This window comes from Pseudomonas sp. PI1, assembly GCF_000812405.1.
Taxonomy (GTDB): domain Bacteria; phylum Pseudomonadota; class Gammaproteobacteria; order Pseudomonadales; family Pseudomonadaceae; genus Pseudomonas; species Pseudomonas citronellolis.
In genome coordinates this window covers 75,908-92,146 of sequence record NZ_JWMC01000101.1, presented here as the reverse complement: position 1 = coordinate 92,146, position 16,239 = coordinate 75,908, and the positions used below count along the sequence as shown (strand labels likewise).

The following is a 16,239-nucleotide window of genomic DNA, read 5'->3' as shown; positions in this document are numbered from 1 at the left end:
GCCAGCGTTTTCACGCGGCATCCGCTCAACAGGGGCCGAGGCCCCTCTGGAAAGGGCTGCGGCCCGGGAATGGCGATGTCGGAACACTACGAACTCTTCCTTACCTGCCCCAAGGGCCTCGATGGCCTGCTGCTGGACGAGGCGCAGGCGCTGGGCCTGAGCGATGCCCGCGCGCAGGTGTCCGCCGTGCGCGGCCGCGGCGACCTGGAGACGGCCTACCGGCTGTGCCTCTGGTCGCGCCTGGCCAACCGCGTGCTGCTGGTGCTGGCGCGCTTCCCGGTGGCCAACGCCGAGGAACTGTATCTGGGCGTGAACGCGGTCAACTGGAGCGATCACCTGGACCCCGGCGGCAGCCTGGCGGTGGAGTTCAGCGGCAAGGGCTCGGGCATCGACAACACCCACTTCGGCGCGCTCAAGGTCAAGGACGCCATCGTCGACAACCTGCGCGCCGAGTTCGGCCGGCGGCCGACGGTGGACAAGGTCAACCCGGACATCCGCGTCCACCTGCACCTGGACCGCGGCCAGGCGGTGCTGTCCCTGGACCTCTCCGGGCACAGCCTGCACCAGCGCGGCTACCGCCTGCAGCAGGGCGCCGCGCCGCTGAAGGAAAACCTCGCCGCGGCCATCCTCATCCGCGCCGGCTGGCCGCAGCTGGCCGCCGAGGGCGGGGCGCTGTCCGACCCCATGTGCGGCGTCGGCACCTTCCTGATCGAGGCCGGCCTGATGGCCGCCGACATCGCCCCCAACCTCAAGCGCGAGCACTGGGGCTTCGACAAGTGGCTGGGCCACGTCCCGGTCCTCTGGCGCAAGCTGCTGGCCGAGGCCGAGCAACGCGCCGCCGTCGGCCTGGCGCGGCCGCCGCTGTGGATCCGTGGTTACGAGGCGGACCCGCGGCTGATCCAGCCGGCGCGCAACAACATCGAGCGCGCCGGTCTGGGCGAGTGGGTGAAGGTCTACCAGGGCGAGCTGGCCACCTTCGAACCGCGCCCGGACAAGGGCCAGCGCGGCCTGGTGATCTGCAACCCGCCCTACGGCGAGCGCCTGGGCGACGAGGCCAGCCTGCTGTACCTCTACCAGCACCTGGGCGAGCGCCTGCGCCAGGCCTGCCTGGGCTGGAACGCCGCGGTCTTCACCGGGGCGCCGGAACTGGGCAAGCGCATGGGCATCCGTAGCCACAAGCAGTACGCCTTCTGGAACGGCGCGTTGCCGTGCAAGCTGCTGATGTTCGAGGTGGAGCCGCGCCAGTTCGTCACCGGCGAGCGCGGTGCCGAGGCGCGCCAGGACGGCGCCGTGCAAGCTCCGGCGGAGCCGGCGCGCCTGAGCGAGGGCGGGCAGATGTTCGCCAACCGCCTGCAGAAGAATCTCAAGCAACTGGGCAAATGGGCCAGGCGCGAGAAGATCGAATGCTACCGCGTGTATGACGCGGACATGCCCGAGTACGCCCTGGCCGTGGACCTGTACCGCGACTGGGTGCACGTGCAGGAATATGCCGCGCCCAAGTCCATCGACCCGGCCAAGGCCCAGGCCCGCCTGCTCGACGCCCTGGCGGCGCTGCCGCAGGCCCTCGGCATTCCCAGCGAGCGCATCGTCATCAAGCGCCGCGAGCGCCAGGCCGGCAGGAAGCAGTACGAACGGCAGAACAGCGAAGGCCGCTTCATGGAAGTGGAGGAGGGCGGCGTGCGCCTGCTGGTCAACCTCACCGACTACCTGGACACCGGGCTGTTCCTCGACCACCGGCCGATGCGCCTGCGCCTGCAGCGCGAGGCTGCCGGCAAGCGCTTCCTCAACCTGTTCTGCTACACCGCCACCGCCACCGTGCATGCGGCCAAGGGCGGCGCGCGCAGCACCACCAGCGTCGACCTGTCGAAGACCTACCTGGACTGGGCGCGGCGCAACCTGTCGCTCAACGGTTTCTCCGACAAGCAGAAGCTGGTGCAGAGCGATGTCATGGAATGGCTGCGGGCGGACCGCGGCGAGTACGACCTGATCTTCATCGACCCGCCGACCTTCTCCAACTCCAAGCGCATGGAGGGCGTGTTCGACGTGCAGCGCGACCAGGTCGAGCTGATCGACCTGGCCATGACGCGCCTGGCCAAGGGCGGCGTGCTGTACTTCTCCAACAACTTCCGCAAGTTCGAGCTGGAGCCGAGCCTGGCGGCGCGCTACCAGGTCGAGGACATCAGCGCCCAGACCCTCGACCCGGACTTCGCCCGCAACCCGAAGATCCACCGGGCCTGGCGCATCAGCGCTCGCTGATTCGCCAAGGCCCCGCGGCCGGTTTCACTGGCCGCGGGTGGAGGCGTAGAGGTCCAGCAGCACCTGGTCGAGGATGGACGAAGCGCCCCACGGCCGGTTGCTGTTGAGGATGGCCACCACCACCCAGTTGTTGCCGCGGGCGTCGCGGCTGAACCCGGCCAGGGCGCGGACGGTGTTGAGGGTGCCGGTCTTGACGTGGGCCTCGCCGGTCATGGGCGTGTGGCGCAGACGCTTGCGCATGGTGCCGTCGACGCCGACGATCGGCAGCGAGGAGATGTACTCCGCGGCGTAGGGGCTGTGCCAGGCGGCCTGCAGCATGGCAGCCATCTCGCGGGCGCTGACGCGCTCGTCGCGGGACAGGCCGGAGCCGTTCTCCATCACCAGGTGCGAAGCGGTGATGCCCTTGCGCGCCAGCCACTGGCGGATCACCCGCTGTGCCGCCAGGCCATCGTTGGCGTCCGCGCTGGTGCGGTTCTGCGCGCCGATGCTGAGGAACACCTGGCGGGCCATGGTGTTGTTACTGTACTTGTTGATGTCGCGGATGATGTCCACGGTGTCCGGCGACAGCGCGCGGGCCAGCAGGGTGGCGTTCTTCGGCACCGTGCCCTGGCGGTCGGCGCCGCTGATGCTGCCGCCCAGTTCCTGCCAGATGCCGCGGATGGCGCCGGCGGTGTAGCCCGGATGGTCGAGCAGCGACATGTAGGTCTGCGCGCTGCAGCCGCGCGGAATCTCGCCGGCGGCCACCAGCACGGTGCCCTCGGCGCGGGTTTCCGGGACGAAGCGCAGCTTCGGCCAGGCCGGGCAGTTGGCCGGGCCGCTGACCTTGATCTGGTTCTCCAGGCGCACGTTGGCCAGCGGCGGGTCCATCATCACCGAGGCCTGGTTGCCTTCGCTGCGCACCACCAGACGCACGCTCTTGAGGTTGACCATGGCGGCGTCGGGGCCGACCAGGAACGGCTTGTTGTCGTCGCCGCCGTCATCGTTGAACACCGGCAGCTGCGGCTGGTTGAAGTAGCTGCGGTCCAGCACCAGGTCGCCGTTGACCTTGAGCACGCCGTTGGCGCGCAGGTCGCGCATCATCAGCCAGAGCTTTTCCAGGTTCAGCTTGGGGTCGCCGCCGCCCTTGAGGTAGAGGTTGCCGTTGAGCACGCCGTCCTGCAGCTTGCCGTCGGTGTAGAACTCGGTCTTCCACTGGTAGGTGGGGCCCAGCAACTCCAGGGCGGCGTAGGTGGTGAACAGCTTCATGGTCGAGGCCGGGTTCACCGAGACGTCGGCGTTGAAGTAGGTGGGCGTACCCGGGCCATCCAGGGGAATCATCACCAGCGACAGGGCGTCGTTGGTCAGCTTGCTGGCCTTGAGCGCCTTCTCCACCCGTTCGGGCAGGGCGGACTTGATCGGGGCGGCCAGGGTGGGCAGGGCGAAGGGCAGCAGGGTAGCGAAGGCGAGAACACGCAGTGACTTGAACATATTTGAAGTGAAATCCCGGTTCAGGGCATCGACATGACGAAGGTGACGAAAGAAGACACTGACGATAGACGATTGCGCCAGTGACGCGGCAACGCGCCGGCGCATTATGCCGCAAGCCGTTGCGGGATGCGCTGGGGTTTGTGAGCCGATGCGCGTGGGAGCGCCGCGCCGGAGCTGCTAGAGTCTGTGCGGGGCGGCTCCCGCCCAGCCCCGCATGCCGTCATCAATCGAGGAGATCCGCCACATGGCCAGCAACCGTTCCCGTCGTCTGCGCAAGAAACTCTGCGTCGATGAATTCCAGGAACTGGGGTTCGAGCTGTCGCTCGACTATCGCGAAGGGCTCCCCGAACAGGAGCAGCAGGCCTTCCTGAAGCGCTTCGTGGAGCAGGCCATCGGCGCCAACGGCCTGGCCTATACCGGTTGCGACGATTTCGGCTTCGTGTGCCTGGCGCGCCGCGGCTCGGTCACCGAGGAGCAGCGCAAGGCCGTGGAGGACTGGCTGAAGCAGCAGGGCGAGCTGAGCGGCAGTTCGGTCAGCCCCCTGCAGGATGCCTGGTATCCGGAGCAGCCCATTCACCAGCCTGGCTGAGAACGGGCTGAGGGTGGGCGCCCGCCCCGGGTTCAGCCCGGTGGGTTCTGCGCGCCCTCCAACTCCAGCGCGGAGCCGGCTTCCGTCTCCGGCGGTTGCAGGTCGACGCCCGTCCAGTGGCGATAGGCGTCCTCCGACATCGGCCGGGCGAACAGGAAGCCCTGGCCGAACCGGCAGCCCAGTTCGCGCATGCGCTGCAGTTGCTGGTAGGTCTCGATGCCCTCGGCGATCACCCGCAACTGCAGGTGGCGCGCCAGCACCAGGGTGCTGGCGACCGACTCGTGGGTGCGCGGGTTGTGCTGCATGTCGCGGATGAAGGAGGCGTCCAGCTTGATTTCGTTGCAGGGCAGGTCGCAAAGGCGCTGCAGCGAGGAGTAGCCGGTGCCGAAGTCGTCGATGGCGACGTTGCAGCCGAGCAGGCGCAGGCGGGTGAGGTTCTCCAGGCTGGCCAGGGGCGTGGTCGCCAGCCCCCCTTCGATGATCTCGATGGTCAGGCTGGCGGGGTCGACGCCGGTCTGCCGCAGTTTTTCCTTCAGGTGGCCGGCCAGGTCGCGCTGCTGCAGCACCTCGAGATCGATGTTGATCGACAGCGCCCGCTGGGTGCCGTGGCGCAGCTCGCGCCGGGCGAAATCCAGGGCCTGGTCCAGGACCAGGTCGAAGAGGTCGGGCAGCAGCTTCATCCGGCGGATCGCGGCGAGGAAGTAGGCCGGGCGCAACAGCCCGTGGACCGGGTGGTCCCAGCGCACCAGCACCTCGGCGCCGATCTCCTGCAGGGTGTCGAGGTCGACCTTGGGCTGGTAGTAGGCCCTGAGCTCCCGGTTGCGCATGGCCTGCCAGACCTCCAGCGCCGATGGCGTCGGCCGCGGCAGCGGCGGGGCGGCGGCGGGCGCAGGGCTGTAGTGGCGCAGGCGTGCCTGCAGGCTGGACATCTGCAGCGGCTTGGTCAGCTCGCCGAGCACCGACAGGCCGTACAGCGTGGCGATGTGGGCGATGGCCCGGCGCAGGTCGGCGGGGACCTCGCTGACCACGATGATCGCCCGCAGCAGCTTCTCCTGGGCCGCCAGGCGCAGGAACCCGAGCAGGTCCATGCCCGGCGGCAGCACGTCGCAGATGCAGATGTCGACTCCGCCCTTCTGCCTCAGCAGTTCGATGGCGCTGTCCCCGTCGCCGGCGGCCAGGACCTGCTCGTAGCCGAGGACCCGCAAGCCGTGCACGGTGGCCTCGCGCAGAAATGCATGGTCCTCCAGCACCAGCAGGCTGGATGGGATCGATATGTTCATGGTCGCGCGTACCGAATTGGATAACGGCCGCAGTGTGCCGGCTGGCGGGTGCCATTTATTTAAAAAACTTCCATTTCCGTTGTAGGAAATTGCATTAGGAGGTGTTGAAAAAGTCCGGCTTGAAAGTTAACGGAAGTTGGTCGATCAAGTTTGTGTAGGAATTTATACTTTGATGTATGGGAATTTACTTAAGATGTTAAAAGTGGCACCAGTTAATCTCGACACTGATTTCCTAGACGATATCTTACGGCGCACTCTTGGGAAGTCTGTCGGAGATTGAAAATTGAGCAAGGTTCTTATCGTCGATGATCATCCGGTGATACGGATGGCAATGCGCGTTCTGCTGGAAAAGGAAGGTCATACCATCATCGGGGAAACCGACAACGGCGTGGACGCCCTGTCCCTGGTGAAGGATCTGCTGCCGGAGCTGGTGGTGCTGGACATCGGCATCCCCAAGCTGGACGGGCTAGAAGTCATCAGCCGTCTGACCGCGTTCAACCTGCCCCTGAAGATTCTCGTGCTGACCGGCCAGAGCGCCTCGCTCTACGCCATGCGCTGCATGCAGGCCGGGGCCTCCGGGTTCGTCTGCAAGCAGGGCGGGCTGGCCGAGTTGATCAGCGCGGTCAATGCGGTGATCGCCGGGTACAACTATTTCCCCAGCACGGCCGTGCGCCCGGCGCGCAAGAACAACGGCAGCATGGATGACCATGAACTCATCCAGCGCCTCTCCGACCGGGAAATGTCGGTATTGCAATACCTGGCCAATGGTTATTCGAACAAGGACATCTCCGAGCAGATGTTCATCAGCAACAAGACCGTCAGTACCTACAAGACGCGCCTGCTGCTGAAGCTCAACGCCCATTCGCTGGTCGACCTGATCGAGTTCGCCAAGCGCAACGCACTGGTCTGAGACAGTCGCCATGGGCTCGAAGTGCAGGGCGCTGCTGGGTGCCGTTCTCGGTGCGATGCTGGCGATGGGGGCCTGGGCCGCAGAGGTCCAGGCCCCCGCGCCCTGGACGCAACTCGCCTTGCTGGCCCGTACCGCGGCGCTTCCCGAGAGGCCGCGGGTCGAGCTGCCTGAGTCGGACTGGCAGTGGCTGCGCGAGAAGCGCACGTTGGTGGTGGGGGTGGCCGCGCCGGACTATGCGCCACTGATCGTCACCGTCAGCGGCAGCGAGCTGGAGGGAGTCACCGCCGACTACCTCGGGCTGGTCAGCGAAGCGCTCAACGTCCGCATCGAGATGCGCCGCTACCCCTCCCGGCGCCAGACCATCCAGGCGCTGCAGGATGGCGAGATCGACCTGATCGGCCGCGCCACCGGCTTCGAGGCCGAGATCCCGGACCTGCTGCTGTCGCGCCCGTATTCCCTGAACCAGCCGGTGATCGTCGGGCAGCAGGACATGCGCCTGGAAGGCGACCTGCAACTGGCCGGCCGGCGGCTCGCCGTGGTGGGCGACTACTTCTCGCCGAAGGAGCTGGCCGACCATTTCCCCGATGCCGAGGTGGTGCATTTCGACTCGCTGCGCCGCGCCCTGGAATCCGTCGCCCTCGGGCAGGTGGACGCCTACGTCGGCGACGCCCTGAGCGCGCAGTACCTGATCAGCCAGGGCTACCTGGTCAACCTCAAGCTGCTGAACTTCGCCAACTTCAACGGCGTCGGCTTTTCCTTCGCCGCGCGCAAGGACGGCAGCCCGCTGCTCTACAGCGTCAACGAAGTGCTGCAGAACATCAGCGCCCAGCAACACCTGTCCATCCAGCGGCGCTGGAGCGTGGGCGGCGTGTTCTCCATCTCCAACCACCGGCTGAACCTCACGCCCCAGGAGCTTCGCTGGCTGGAGCACAACCGGCGGCCGCGCCTGGGCATCGACCAGTCGCTGGCCCCGCTGACCTTCTTCGACTCCCAGGGCAATTTCCGCGGCATAGTCGCGGACCTGCTGGACCTGATCCGCACCCGTACCGGCCTGCAGTTCGAGGTGGTGCCGACCTCGTCGATCTCCGGCATGTTCACCCAGGTTCGCCGGGGCCAGGTCGATGCCCTGGCCACCATGTCGCCCACCGTCGAGCGCGAGGCGCACGTAGACTTCACCCGGCCTTACCTGAGTACCTCCTTCGTGCTGCTCACGCACAAGGACAACACCCGGCTGAACAACCTCGCGGACCTCAACGGCAAGCGTGTGGCGGTGGCCCATGGCAGCTCGCTGGTGTCCTACGTGCGCGAGCAGTTCCCGCGGGTGAAGCTGGTCGAGGTGGACAACTACAGCGATGCCCTGCCGTTGCTGCAGGAGGGGAAGGCGGACGCCGCGCTGCAGCCGATGCTCACCGCCACCTTCCTGGTCAACCGCTACTACCGCGACCTGCGCATCGCCGCGACCCTGGACCTGGAGCCGGCGCAGATATCCCTGGGCGTCTCGCGGGCCGACCCGGAGCTGCTGAGCATCCTCAACAAGGCCCTGCTGGCGATCTCGCCGGAAGACATGGCCAGTATCATCAGCCGCTGGTCCACCAGCGGCGCGTCGCCGGACAGCGTCTGGGAAGGCTACCGCTCGCAGTTCTTCTGGCTGCTGTGGGGCGGGCTGGCGCTGCTCGGGCTGATCCTGCTGTGGAACTGGTACCTGCTGCTGCGGATGCGCGCGCGCCGCCGCGCCGAGCTGGAGCTGCAGGACCGCCTGGCGTTCAAGCGCGCACTGATCGACGGCATTCCCCAGCCGGTCTCGGTGCGCGACGCCGATGGGCGCCTGATCACCTGCAACAGGGCGTTCCGCGAGGCCACCGGGCTGCCGGAGGACCTGGCGGTGGGCTCGCAGCTGACGGACTGCACCTGGCTCTCGGCGGAACAGGCCGAGGGCCTGCACCGGGAATACCTCCAGGTGATGGCCAGCGGGGAGCCGGTCGCCGTCGACCGCATGCTGGAGATCAACGGCGAGACGCGCCAGGTGCACCATTGGCTCACGCCCTACCACAGCGCGTCCGGCAAGCTCCGCGGCGTGGTTTCCGGCTGGGTCGACGTCACCGAGCGCGAGCGCCTGCTCCAGCAACTGGAGATCGCCAAGGAGCAGGCCGAGGAAGCCAGCCGGGCGAAGAGCACCTTCCTGGCGACCATGAGCCACGAGATCCGCACGCCGATGAATGCGGTGATCGGCATGCTCGAACTGGCGTTGACGCGCAATCGCTGCGGCGGTTGCGGCGAACAGGGGCCGATCGAGGTGGCCTACGAGTCGGCCAAGTCGCTGCTGCTGTTGATCGGCGACATCCTCGACGTCGCCAAGATCGAGTCCGGCCGCCTGACGCTGCTGCCCGAACGGGCGCGCCTGCGCGAACTGATCGAATCGGTGGCCCGCGTCTTCGACGGCCTGGCCCGGCAGAAGGGCCTGCTGCTGAAACTGGAGATCGAAACCGAGGCCGCCTGCGACGTACTCATCGACCCGCTGCGCTTCAAGCAGATTCTCTCCAACCTGGTGAGCAACGCCATCAAGTTCACCGACGCGGGCAGCGTCTGGGTGCGGGTGTCGGGCGAGCCGCTGCCGAACGAGCGGCTGGCGCTGGAGGTGTGTGTCGAGGACAGCGGCATCGGCATCGCCGAGGAAGACCAGAAGCAGCTCTTCGAACCCTTCAGCCAGGTGCAGCGCGAGGGGCGCACCAACCATGGCGGCACGGGGCTGGGGCTGACCATCTGCCGCAAGCTGGCGGAAATGATGGGCGGCTCGGTGCGCCTGGAGAGCGTGGCCGGCATGGGCACCAAGGTGCACGTCAGGTTGGTGCTGCAGGTGCTGGAGCCCCTGGCGCCGGAAGACGATTCGATCATCCTGCGCAGTGCGGTGGTGCAGAGGACGCTGCGCGTACTGGTGGTGGACGATCACCCGGTCAACCGCCTGCTGCTGGCGCAGCAGCTGGAGCACCTCGGGCACACCGTGGCCATGGCCACGGACGGCGGCGAGGCGCTGCAGATGTGGCGGCCCGGTGAATTCGACCTGGTCATCACCGACTGCAACATGCCGGTGCTCAGCGGCTACAGCCTGGCCCGGCGAATCCGCGAGATCGAGCGGGAGAGCGGCGCGGCGCGTTCCCCCATCCTCGGTTTCACGGCCAATGCCCAGCCCGACGAAATCGTTCGTTGCAAGGAGGCCGGCATGGACGACTGCCTGTTCAAGCCAATCAGCATCGAGCAACTGCGTGAGCAGCTGGAGCAACTTCAGCGCGGCGAGATCATGCCGCCGGAGCCGGTTCCTGAAAAACACCCGCAGGAGGAGAGCGGCCTGGACATCGGCGCCCTGCTGGAGATGACCGGCGGCAACGCCCAGTTGACGCGCAACCTGATGGCCGAGCTGGTGTCGAGCAACGAGGCGGACGCCGAACAGCTCGAACCCTTGTTGCACGCCCAGGACAGGCGGCGCCTGGCCGAGCTGGCCCACCGCATCAAGGGCGCGGCGCGGCTGGTGGGCGCCATGGCCCTGCATGATCGTTGCGCGGAGCTGGAGAAGGTCTGCACCGAGCGCGCCGAGTTCTCGACCTTGCGCAGTGCCGTGGAGCAACTGCGCAGGGCGCTGGATGCGCTGCAGGCCAGCCTGCATGGCCACCTGAAGCGACTGGACGAGGAAGGCCAGATCCGCCCGGCGCAGTCGGCCACCGAGGACGATCCGGCCTAGCGCCGTAAGGATGCCGTTTCTCCGTCTGGGAGAAACGGCATTTTTCATTTGGGCTCATGGTGTGGTTCGGGAGCCCAGCCGAATCGCGGACGGAGTCCGCTCCTACCCCTGGTAAACACCACACCCCGTGCCACCGCCGCATGGGTTTCGCAGGCTCAACCCATCCTACGGGGCTGCCTTGCCGGCCACGCGGTGGGGCTCTTCGTAGGAGCGGACCCTGTCCGCGATAGCCGGACATATCGGCGCGATTCGCGGATGAGAGCCGCTACGCTGCCCACCCGCACCATTCCCATGTAGGAGCGCGCCCTGCGCGCGAAATCGCGGGCAGGGCCCGCTCCTACAGTTCCAGGAAGGCACGGACGTAGGACTCCGTCCGCGATTGGGCTCACCGGCCACGCCGGAAAGGTCGTGCGCCCTACGCTCCTGCCTTCGCCAACTCAAAGCATCGCTTAAATGAACGGCATTGGGCCTAGCGCCGGGGTTTCGTCGCGGCCGCGACGAAACCGGGCCTCACACCGGGCTGGAGCGCCCGGTCATCTCCCGCGCCATTTCGGTGGCGTAGCTGTCGGTCATCCCGGCGATGAAGTCGATGACGCGCAGGAAGGCCTTGTGTAGCGGCCAGTCGGGATCCGGTGCGTTGTGCCCGAGCAGGTCGAGGATGCGCTGGTTCTTGAACGACGGGCTGCGCCCGCCATGCTGTTCCAGGGCTGCGCCGCAGAAGGAATTGAGGAGGATTTCCAGGGTGGTGTAGGCGCCGATCTCGTGCAGCGTCTTGCGCTTGTCCTGGAAGATTTTCTGCCGCGCCAGCGCCTTGGCCTGCTGCACGCAGCGCTTGGCCGGGCCGCTCATGTGCTCGACCAGGTCGCCGCCCAGGCGCCCGTCCAGCAGGGCCTGCTTCTGCTCGACGAAGGCTCGTGCGGCGGCGTTGCTCAGGTGCTCGATGGCCTTGCCGCGGAGGATCGCCAGGCGCCGCCGGCGGGAATCGCTGGGGCCGAGCTGGCGGTAGGTCTCGGGGATGTCGTCGCCGACCAGGTCGAGCAGCAGGGCCTCCACCTCGGGGTAGTCGAGCAGTTCCATCTCCAGGCCGTCTTCCAGGTCGATCAGGCCGTAGCAGATATCGTCCGCCGCCTCCATCAGGTAGACCAGCGGGTGGCGCGCCCAGCGCTCGTCGTCGAGCTTGGGCATGCCCAGCTTCTCGGTGATCTGCTCCAGCAGCGGCAGCTCGCTCTGGTAGCAGCCGAACTTGTGCTTCTTGTAGCCGAGGGAATCGGCGTGGCGCGCGGTCCAGGGGTACTTCAGGTAGCCGCCCAGGGTGGCGTAGGTCAGGCGCATGCCGCCGTCGAACTGGTGGTACTCCAGCTGGGTGAGCACCCGGAAGCCCTGGGCGTTGCCCTCGAAATTGAGGAAGTCGGCGCGCTCGTCGGCGTCCATGGCATCGAGCCAGCCGCGCGCGGCGGCCTGCTGGAACCAGTGGCGGATGGCGTCCTCGCCGGAGTGGCCGAAGGGCGGGTTGCCGATGTCGTGGGCCAGGCAGGCCGACTGCACGATCACCCCGAGGTCGCTGGGGTCGCACCATTCCGGTAGCTCGCCGCGGAGCATCTCGCCGACGCGCATGCCCAGCGAACGGCCGACGCAGCCGACCTCCAGGGAATGCGTCAGGCGCGTGTGGATGTGGTCGTTGCTCGACACCGGGTGGACCTGGGTCTTGCGCCCCAGGCGGCGGAAGGCGCCGGAGAAGATGATGCGGTCGTGGTCCTTGTGGAAGGCGCTGCGGCCCAGCTCCGCGCTGCTGTGCACGGGTTTGCCGAGGCGCTCGCGGGGGAGCAGGGTATGCCAGTCCATTCGCTCGTCCGATTGCTCGTGGTGCCGCCAACGCTACCCCTTGCCCGCGGCAATCTCAATCGCGGCCTGTCACAGGCCTTCGGCGTCGATGTCGATCAGCAGCAGGCGGCGGCCCTGGTCGATGAACTGTCCGGCGGTCATGCAGTACTGGTTGGAGGTGGCGTCGCGGTAGGTGTTGGACAGCGTCAGCCGGCGCTCTTCCCAGCCCTCGGCGAGCAGTTGGTAGAAGTAGGGGCGCCAAGACCAGTTGTGGCCGACGTAGCGCCGGTCCTCCTTCCAGAACAGGCCGTTCCATTCCAGGTTGGGCGAGATCTGCGTGCCGTGGCGGTCGCACTGGTAGACGCGCAGCAGGCGCGGGAAGCCGTCGGGCGTGGGCAGGCTGGCCAGGCGCGCGCCGCCCTCGGCCCAGGGGCGCAGGTTGGCGACCAGCTCGGCCAGTTGCTGGCGCAGTTGCACCAGCCGGGCGCGTTCGCTCAGCTTGCGCTGCACGTAGCGGTCGCGCCACTGGCCGAAGGCGTCGAGATAGGCGTCGCTGGCGGGGAAGTCCAGGGCCGGGCGGGCGAACAGGTAGCCCTGGACGAAGCGCGCGCCGCATTCCAGGGCGAAGTCCAGTTCCGCCTCGGTCTCCACGCCTTCGGCGATGATCCAGCAGCCGGTCTTCTCGGCCATCTGCGCCAGGGCCTTGACCACCTCGCCGCTGGGGCCGCCGCGGGCGGCCTGCTGGAACAGGCGCATGTCCAGCTTGAGGATGTCCGGTTGCAGCGCCAGCACGCGGTCGAGCTGGGAGTAGCCGGCGCCGAAATCGTCGATGGCGATGCGCGCGCCGGCGTCGCGGTAGCGCGCCACCACCTCGGGCAGGCGCTGGTTGCCGCCGCCCAGCTCGGTGATCTCGAAGACCACCCGGTGCGGGTCGACGCCGTGCTGTTGCAGTTGCTTGAGGCTGGGCAGCGGCTGGTTGGGGCGCAGCCGGCTGATCCAGCGTGGCGAGATGTTCAGGCTGAGGAACCAGTCCGCCGGCGCTTCCGGCAGGCGCGCCAGGGCGTCGTCGCGGATCTGCCGGTCGAGGCGGCGCAAGGTGGCCGGGGGAATCTTCGGATCGACGAACAGCGGGCCCACCGAGAGCAACTGGCCGTCGGCCTGGCGCATGCGGCCGAGGGCTTCGACCCCGGCGATGAGGCCGGTGGCGGTATCGATGAAGGGCTGGAAGCAGGCGATCGGTTGCCCGTCGATCAAGGGACACATCCTTAGTGGGAGGAAAAGGAAGGCGTTGCCGCCGGCCCGGGATTGCCTCCTAGCAAGAATGCAGCCAGGGCGCTCAGCCGCCCTGGTCCGCAGTCGGTTTCGCCGGTTTGCCCGCCGTCTGCCGCAGCTTGAGCAGCAGGGGCGCCAGCACCACGGCCAGGCGCAGCAGACGCACCAGGCCGCGTTTGCGACGCAGCATCAGGGCGGCCGCGGCTGCTGCGCCGCCGGCAGCCCACAGGGAGGCGCCGCCGCTAAACTGCTGGCGCACGCCCTGGCCCAGGTCGCGGGCCTGGCGCAGCGGCTGCAGGAGCTTCTCGCTTTCCTGGCGCAGTTGCTGGCGCTGGACTTCCAGGCGCAGGCGCAGCACCGCCTTGCGCAGTTCCCGCCGCGAGGGGCGGGGGGAGAGTTGCGGCAGTTCACTCATGGCAGCAGTTGCTCCCGGTCGCGGGCCAGTTCTTCCAGGGTGGCGCTGAACGGCGAGCTGTCGTCATCCACCAACTGGTACAGGCGCCAGGCGCACAGCCCGCCGCCCAGCGCATAGAAGGCGCACAGGCCGAGCACCGCGGCCAGCCGGTCGCTGTCCCAGAACAGCACCAGCACCAGCAGCGACAGGCCCAGTATCAGCAGCAGGGCGAACAGCAACGCCAGCCCGGCGAACAGCAGCAGCGCCAGGGTACGGCTCTTCTGTTCCTGCAGTTCCAGGCCGAAGAGTTCGACATGGCCATGCAGCAGGCCCAGCAGTGCGGCGCCGAAGCGCCGCACGGAAGGGCCATGGTGTTGCGGGGCGTCCGTGGCGTCGCTCATCGGTCAGCGCCGTCCGACCAGCAGGCCGAGCAGGAAGCCGACGCCGGCAGCCACGCCCACGGCCTGCCAGGGGTGTTCGCCGACGTAGTCCTCGGTGGCGTCCACCGCGGCGCGGCCCTGGTCGCGCACGGCGCTCTGCGCCGCATCGATGCGTTCGCGGGCCCGGCCAAGGCCGGAGCGCAGCTGCTCGCGCAGGGCGTCGGCTTCCTCGCCGGCCAGTTCCGCGGAGGTCTGCAGGAGTTTCTCGGTATCGGCCACCAGGGCCTGGAACTCGGCCAGCAGTTCGTCCTTGGTGGTATTCGCGGTGCTCTTGCGGGGCATTGTGAGGCTCCTTGTGTTTGCGAGGGGTTCACTGGTTTCTGAGCCCCGTGGCGTTGGGAAGTTTCCCATAAATCGCCGGTGAAGCGGCGATGCAGAGCAGGGCCCAGGCCCGTTCATTGAAGACCAGTCCGCGCCGCTTCGCCCGTTTCACGCATGGTATGCCGCTTGCAACGCCATGGTGCGTCATCCGGTGCGAGTGCCCCAGAGAGGGGCGTTCAGGGACGTCCGAAGACCGCCGGAAAATCCATTAACCATATGAAAGACAACAGAAAAATCAAAAAAACAGAGGTGCCCCTGCGCATCCTCGTGTGCTGTGTGGAGCAGTGGGGTGGACCTTATCGGTGCGCCTGCGCTTCATGCTGGTGCGGCACGCCGGGGCGATGAGCTGTTTTGGTGCTTTTTCGGTCTGAGCCGGGGCTGCCTGATTCATGGAAAACCTCAACAGTGCCGTGGAAACCCTGATCCACGGTTCCAACACCCTGTTCATCCTGCTGGGCGCCGTGATGGTGCTGGCCATGCACGCCGGCTTCGCCTTCCTCGAGGTCGGCACGGTGCGCCTGAAGAACCAGGTCAACGCGCTGTCGAAGATTCTTTCGGACTTCGCCGTGTCCAGCCTGGCGTATTTCTTCATCGGCTACTGGATCGCCTACGGCGTGGATTTCCTCAAGCCGGCCAGCGAGCTGAGCGCGGAGAACGGCTACGCGCTGGTCAAGTTCTTCTTCCTGCTGACCTTCGCCGCCGCCATCCCCGCGATCATTTCCGGGGGCATCGCCGAGCGCGCCAGATTCGCCCCGCAGCTGTGCGCCACGGCGCTGATCGTGGCCTTCGTCTACCCCTTCTTCGAGGGCATGGCGTGGAACGGCAACCATGGCCTGCAGGCCTGGCTGGCGCTGAAGTTCGGCGCGCCTTTCCATGACTTCGCCGGCTCCGTCGTGGTGCACGCCTTCGGCGGCTGGCTGGCGCTGGTCGCGGTGCTGCTGCTGGGCCCGCGCAACGGCCGCTACCGCGAGGGCCGGCTGGTGGCCTTCGCGCCGTCGAACATCCCGTTCCTGGCCCTGGGCGCCTGGATCCTGGTGGTCGGCTGGTTCGGCTTCAACGTGATGAGCGCGCAGACCCTGGACCACGCCAGCGGCCTGGTGGCGGTGAACTCGTTGCTGGCCATGGTCGGCGGCACCATCGCCTCGTTGCTGGTGGGGCGCAACGACCCCGGCTTCCTGCACAACGGCCCGCTGGCCGGGCTGGTGGCGGTATGCGCCGGTTCCGACCTGATGCACCCGGTGGGCGCCCTGGCTACCGGCCTTGTAGCCGGCGCGCTGTTCGTCTGGGTGTTCACCGCGGCACAGACGCGCTGGAGGCTCGACGACGTGCTCGGCGTGTGGCCGCTGCACGGCCTGTGCGGCGCCTGGGGCGGTATTGCCTGTGGCATCTTCGGTCAGCAGGCGCTGGGCGGTTTGGGCGGGGTGAGCCTGGTCAGCCAGGTGCTGGGTACCTTGCTGGGTGTGGTCATCGCTTTCGTCGGTGGGCTGCTGGTCTACGGCGGGATCAAGGCGGTGGTGGGTATTCGTCTGAGTCAGGAGGAGGAGTACTACGGCGCGGACCTGTCGATCCACAAGATCGGGGCGATCAGTCACGATTGAATGCTGTCCGTGCCACCGCGGTATCTGGCGTGGCCGGTGAATCCGATCGCGGACGGAGTCCGCTCCTACAGGGGAGCGGCGCGGCTGGGGCAGCGCAGGAGCGGATCTCATCCGCGAAACGCGCCGATACGTCCGGCTATCGCGGACAAGGTCCGCTC

General features: G+C 67.5%; 12 protein-coding genes. 5 read left to right on the top strand and 7 right to left on the bottom strand.

Features of this window, described 5'->3' with window-relative positions; translation table 11 throughout:
- The first annotated feature begins 75 nt into the window (after nt 1-75).
- Nucleotides 76-2,256, top strand: a complete 2,181-nt coding sequence (rlmKL, locus tag RN02_RS30185; RefSeq protein WP_009621294.1) for a bifunctional 23S rRNA (guanine(2069)-N(7))-methyltransferase RlmK/23S rRNA (guanine(2445)-N(2))-methyltransferase RlmL — start codon at nt 76-78, stop codon at nt 2,254-2,256.
- Nucleotides 2,257-2,280: 24 nt separating this feature from the next.
- On the opposite strand, the gene dacB is transcribed toward rlmKL, so the two are convergent.
- Nucleotides 2,281-3,723, bottom strand: a complete 1,443-nt coding sequence (gene dacB / locus RN02_RS30180) for a D-alanyl-D-alanine carboxypeptidase/D-alanyl-D-alanine endopeptidase (protein ID WP_009621296.1) — start codon at nt 3,721-3,723, stop codon at nt 2,281-2,283.
- 244 nt (nt 3,724-3,967) lie between these two features.
- Here dacB and RN02_RS30175 point away from each other — a divergent pair, with 244 nt between their 5' ends.
- Nucleotides 3,968-4,312 (top strand): YggL family protein, encoded by a 345-nt coding sequence (locus RN02_RS30175; RefSeq protein ID WP_009621298.1) that lies wholly within the window; start codon nt 3,968-3,970, stop codon nt 4,310-4,312.
- A 32-nt stretch (nt 4,313-4,344) separates the two neighbouring features.
- Here the strand turns inward: RN02_RS30175 and RN02_RS30170 are convergent, their stop codons facing one another.
- A complete protein-coding gene (locus RN02_RS30170) occupies nt 4,345-5,592 on the bottom strand; it encodes an EAL domain-containing response regulator (protein ID WP_043319078.1) in 1,248 nt (415 codons plus the stop codon).
- Nucleotides 5,593-5,875: 283 nt separating this feature from the next.
- Between RN02_RS30170 and RN02_RS30165 the strand changes: the two genes are divergently transcribed.
- A complete protein-coding gene (locus RN02_RS30165) occupies nt 5,876-6,502 on the top strand; it encodes a response regulator transcription factor (RefSeq protein ID WP_024128782.1) in 627 nt (208 codons plus the stop codon).
- A gap of 118 nt (nt 6,503-6,620) precedes the next feature.
- Complete coding sequence (locus RN02_RS30160; protein WP_236695235.1) at nt 6,621-10,235, top strand: transporter substrate-binding domain-containing protein; 3,615 nt, start codon at nt 6,621-6,623, stop codon at nt 10,233-10,235.
- Nucleotides 10,236-10,745: 510 nt separating this feature from the next.
- Here the strand turns inward: RN02_RS30160 and RN02_RS30155 are convergent.
- The 5 genes from RN02_RS30155 to RN02_RS30135 all read right to left on the bottom strand — a co-directional run bounded on the left by RN02_RS30155 (nt 10,746) and on the right by RN02_RS30135 (nt 14,444).
- On the bottom strand, nt 10,746-12,077 hold the full coding sequence (locus RN02_RS30155) for a deoxyguanosinetriphosphate triphosphohydrolase (protein ID WP_043319075.1): 1,332 nt from the start codon (nt 12,075-12,077) through the stop codon (nt 10,746-10,748).
- Nucleotides 12,078-12,146: 69 nt separating this feature from the next.
- On the bottom strand, nt 12,147-13,310 hold the full coding sequence (locus tag RN02_RS30150) for an EAL domain-containing protein (RefSeq protein WP_024128783.1): 1,164 nt from the start codon (nt 13,308-13,310) through the stop codon (nt 12,147-12,149).
- 82 nt (nt 13,311-13,392) lie between these two features.
- Nucleotides 13,393-13,743: a hypothetical protein gene (locus RN02_RS30145; protein ID WP_043319073.1), complete on the bottom strand. Its 351-nt coding sequence runs from the start codon at nt 13,741-13,743 to the stop codon at nt 13,393-13,395.
- Nucleotides 13,740-14,123: a phage holin family protein gene (locus tag RN02_RS30140; RefSeq protein ID WP_009621313.1), complete on the bottom strand. Its 384-nt coding sequence runs from the start codon at nt 14,121-14,123 to the stop codon at nt 13,740-13,742. The genes RN02_RS30145 and RN02_RS30140 overlap by 4 nt, the downstream gene beginning before the upstream one ends.
- 3 nt (nt 14,124-14,126) lie before the next feature.
- Nucleotides 14,127-14,444 (bottom strand): DUF883 family protein, encoded by a 318-nt coding sequence (locus RN02_RS30135; protein ID WP_009621315.1) that lies wholly within the window; start codon nt 14,442-14,444, stop codon nt 14,127-14,129.
- A 428-nt stretch (nt 14,445-14,872) separates the two neighbouring features.
- Between RN02_RS30135 and RN02_RS30130 the strand changes: the two genes are divergently transcribed.
- Nucleotides 14,873-16,081, top strand: coding sequence for an ammonium transporter (locus tag RN02_RS30130; protein ID WP_043319071.1), 1,209 nt, complete (start codon nt 14,873-14,875; stop codon nt 16,079-16,081).
- Nucleotides 16,082-16,239: the final 158 nt, after the last annotated feature.

What these genes read in the sequence shown, in the direction of transcription:
- RN02_RS30140 (WP_009621313.1), bottom strand. Translation starts at nt 14,123, where the DNA reads ATGAGCGACGCCACGGACGCCCCGCAACACCATGGCCCTTCCGTGCGG.
- RN02_RS30170 (WP_043319078.1), bottom strand. Translation starts at nt 5,592, where the DNA reads ATGAACATATCGATCCCATCCAGCCTGCTGGTGCTGGAGGACCATGCA.
- RN02_RS30130 (WP_043319071.1), top strand. Translation starts at nt 14,873, where the DNA reads ATGGAAAACCTCAACAGTGCCGTGGAAACCCTGATCCACGGTTCCAAC.
- dacB (WP_009621296.1), bottom strand. Translation starts at nt 3,723, where the DNA reads ATGTTCAAGTCACTGCGTGTTCTCGCCTTCGCTACCCTGCTGCCCTTC.
- RN02_RS30145 (WP_043319073.1), bottom strand. Translation starts at nt 13,743, where the DNA reads ATGAGTGAACTGCCGCAACTCTCCCCCCGCCCCTCGCGGCGGGAACTG.
- rlmKL (WP_009621294.1), top strand. Translation starts at nt 76, where the DNA reads ATGTCGGAACACTACGAACTCTTCCTTACCTGCCCCAAGGGCCTCGAT.
- RN02_RS30135 (WP_009621315.1), bottom strand. Translation starts at nt 14,444, where the DNA reads ATGCCCCGCAAGAGCACCGCGAATACCACCAAGGACGAACTGCTGGCC.
- RN02_RS30155 (WP_043319075.1), bottom strand. Translation starts at nt 12,077, where the DNA reads ATGGACTGGCATACCCTGCTCCCCCGCGAGCGCCTCGGCAAACCCGTG.
- RN02_RS30175 (WP_009621298.1), top strand. Translation starts at nt 3,968, where the DNA reads ATGGCCAGCAACCGTTCCCGTCGTCTGCGCAAGAAACTCTGCGTCGAT.